General features: G+C 40.3%; 4 protein-coding genes. All 4 read left to right on the top strand.

Annotated elements, in window-relative coordinates; translation table 11 throughout:
* The first annotated feature begins 94 nt into the window (after nt 1-94).
* The 4 genes from R7P35_RS23575 (at nt 95) to R7P35_RS23560 (ending at nt 2,485) form a co-directional block, all read left to right on the top strand.
* Nucleotides 95-616 (top strand): hypothetical protein, encoded by a 522-nt coding sequence (locus R7P35_RS23575; RefSeq protein WP_042523666.1) that lies wholly within the window; start codon nt 95-97, stop codon nt 614-616.
* 147 nt (nt 617-763) lie between these two features.
* Nucleotides 764-1,282, top strand: coding sequence for a hypothetical protein (locus R7P35_RS23570; RefSeq protein ID WP_025768996.1), 519 nt, complete (start codon nt 764-766; stop codon nt 1,280-1,282).
* Nucleotides 1,283-1,420: 138 nt separating this feature from the next.
* A complete protein-coding gene (locus R7P35_RS23565) occupies nt 1,421-1,978 on the top strand; it encodes a hypothetical protein (protein ID WP_025768997.1) in 558 nt (185 codons plus the stop codon).
* A gap of 138 nt (nt 1,979-2,116) precedes the next feature.
* Entirely contained in the window at nt 2,117-2,485 is a 369-nt protein-coding gene (locus R7P35_RS23560) for a VOC family protein (protein WP_024701877.1), read from the top strand.
* Nucleotides 2,486-2,686 lie beyond the last annotated feature (201 nt).

The raw sequence follows: 2,686 nt of genomic DNA, 5'->3' as shown, positions 1-2,686 counted from the left end.
ATCATGCGTTAAGTTTAGTGATTTAGGCGGTTTGCAGAAATATCGTATTGCGTTGCTCACCACTTAAGCGGGCGTTATAAGCCTAGGAGTATACATGGAAGCAATAGTGCATCTAAATGGCAAGGATTTTGATACAACGTCTTATGCCCAACAAATTCAAATGGCAGAATGTCACTTCTATTTCATTCAAGGCGCTCAAGCTGCGCACAATGAGCTTTATCTACCTGCTGTTGTATCATTTTTAAATGGAATTGAATCAACTATAAGGGTCATTATTAACAACCAAAACTCCCCACACGTATACACAGAACCATCAGCATATAAATGCTTAAGTAATAATTTGTTGTTAAATGCGCGTGAGATCGGGTTGGATGTTACAAAGTTAGCCTTTGATGGTGAAAATAATTTTGTGGCACGTCTAGAAAGCCAAAAGCCTAACTTTGAAATGGTCGAGGTCGTTCGAGTAAGAAACAATTTATGCCATGGCAACGTTTTTGAGTTTGTAAATCAGGAGTATATGATTTTCACACCAGAGTGTATTCGAGCACTTTGCTACCAACTGTTTGATATTTCAGTGCGTTGGTCTAGTGAAATAGAGCGCTTTCGTAATGCTTAAGGGCGGCTTATAACAAACAATTTAAGAGTGATTCGGCACGCTTGGCATTTTTGCTATGCGTTGGCTTTAGTGATTAAGGTGTTATGCGGCGGCATCGGTATTGCGTGCCTCACACCTTAATTGGGCGTTAGCTACCAAGGAGTTAATATGGCGGATTGGACTAATATTGTATCAGCGATAGGTGCTGCAGGAAGCTTTTTAGGGGCTCTTGCCATATACAGTAATCAAAGAAAGCAAAATCAATCTTCTGAAGTAGCAAGGCTTCATCAAATGTGGTGGAGTGAGGAAATGCACACCCACAGGTCAACTGCGTTCAAGTGTATAACGGAGTGGGAAGCTAATGATAAAAAGATAACACCAATAATAAAAAGCTATCGAGATGGTACTAATAGTTACTCAATGGAGAAAAAATCTATCGCCAGAGTTGCCTTCTTTTTTGCCGATTTAAATGCAATGATCGATCAAGGTATAATTAATGAGAAGCTAGCCTTTAGAATTTTCGGAGACGCCCAATTTTTTTGGTTTTCGCATTTCTTATTAAGCATAGCGAATGAAATTGAGCTCAAAGGTCGTACTCAGCGAGACAACTCAAATCGAGTAGTTAGATGGGTGATTGAAGTTCGAGAATTAGACAAGCGCTTTTCAAAGATAGCTCAGAAAAGTTAGCTAACAAAGCGTTTAAGGCAGATTCGCAACGCGTGGCATTTTTAGTTTCAATTAGTTTTTGTGTTTACGGCACAATAGTTTAGTTGGGTGGTAGCGTTGCTCACTACTTAACGCGGCGTTAAGCTTCAATGAGAAACTATGGATTACGAAGAACTAAAAAAGCAAGGAATCGAGAGTTTTCTTGCTGACGAAGAACATAATAAAGCCGATAGAATTGAACGTTTTGTTGAGTTAAATGAATTGTTTGGACCACAAGGTGATAAGTTGTTAACCGGTGGTATGCAATCACAACTTGCGTTGCATGAAGTAGCTAATAGCTATGTCAATGGAAACTACATGGCTGTTGTGCTCCTTGCTCAAGCGTTTATCGAGCACTCTCTATCTGGCGAATTCATAATGCGAGGTCAAAATACGATTGCAGAATCGTCATTTAAAAAGATTATCGATAACTCATTGCGCGAGAGCATTATAAGTGAAGAACTTTACGTTTCACTGGAAGTACTAAGGAAAATTAGAAACCCGTATGTGCATGCTAAAGCTGGCATCAAATCAGGCTCCCTTATAAAAAAGATGATCGATGGGCGCTTTGAGTCAGCTGAGCTTTTGGCCAAGTCTGATGCACTAGAATCACTGTCTATCCTTAAAGCCTTTATGGAACAAAAAGTAGTTATGTGGTTCTCTGAAGATGAAGCTTAACAAAGCGTTTAAGGCAGATTCGCAACGCTCGGCATTTTTTGTTCAAGTCGATTTTTGGTGTTTACGGTGCAATGGTCTAGGTTAGGTGGTAGCGTTGCTCACTACTTAACGCAGCGTTAGGGCGCAAGGAGTAAAATGATGATTCATCACATAGATCATATTGTTCTCACAGTCTCCGACATAGAAAAATCAGTGGACTTTTATAAACGGGTTTTGTGCATGGAAGAGGTGACTTTTGCCAATGGCCGTAAGGCTGTAACGTTCGGAAATCAAAAGATTAACTTTCAGCTTCTTGGCCAAGAACCGCGAAATGTAGCTAATGTTGGTTCAGGTGATGTTTGCTTAATTTCAGATTGGCCGTTGACATCAGTGGTAAACCATTTAGTCAAAGAAAATGTCAAAATCATAGAGGGTCCAGTCGAAAAATCAGGAGCTGTTGGTGCAATCCAATCTGTCTATTTTTTGGATCTTGATAAGAACTTAATAGAAGTCAGCGTGTATCAATAGGCTCTGCGCCCTAACAAACTGTTCAAGAGGGATTCGCAACGCGTGGCATTTTCACTATGCGTTGGTTTTAGTGTTTAAGGTGGTATGCGGCGGCCTCGGTATTGCGTTGCTCACCCCTTAACAGGGCGTTATGCGCTCGCAGAAATGGAGATAATCAATCATGGAAGATTTAGCTAATTCGTTAAGAAGTTCTGGCCTAAA

It is taken from the genome of Vibrio sp. Vb0304, assembly GCF_033338995.1.
Taxonomy (GTDB): Bacteria; Pseudomonadota; Gammaproteobacteria; order Enterobacterales; family Vibrionaceae; genus Vibrio; species Vibrio alginolyticus.
This window is presented reverse-complemented; position numbering and strand designations above follow the sequence as displayed.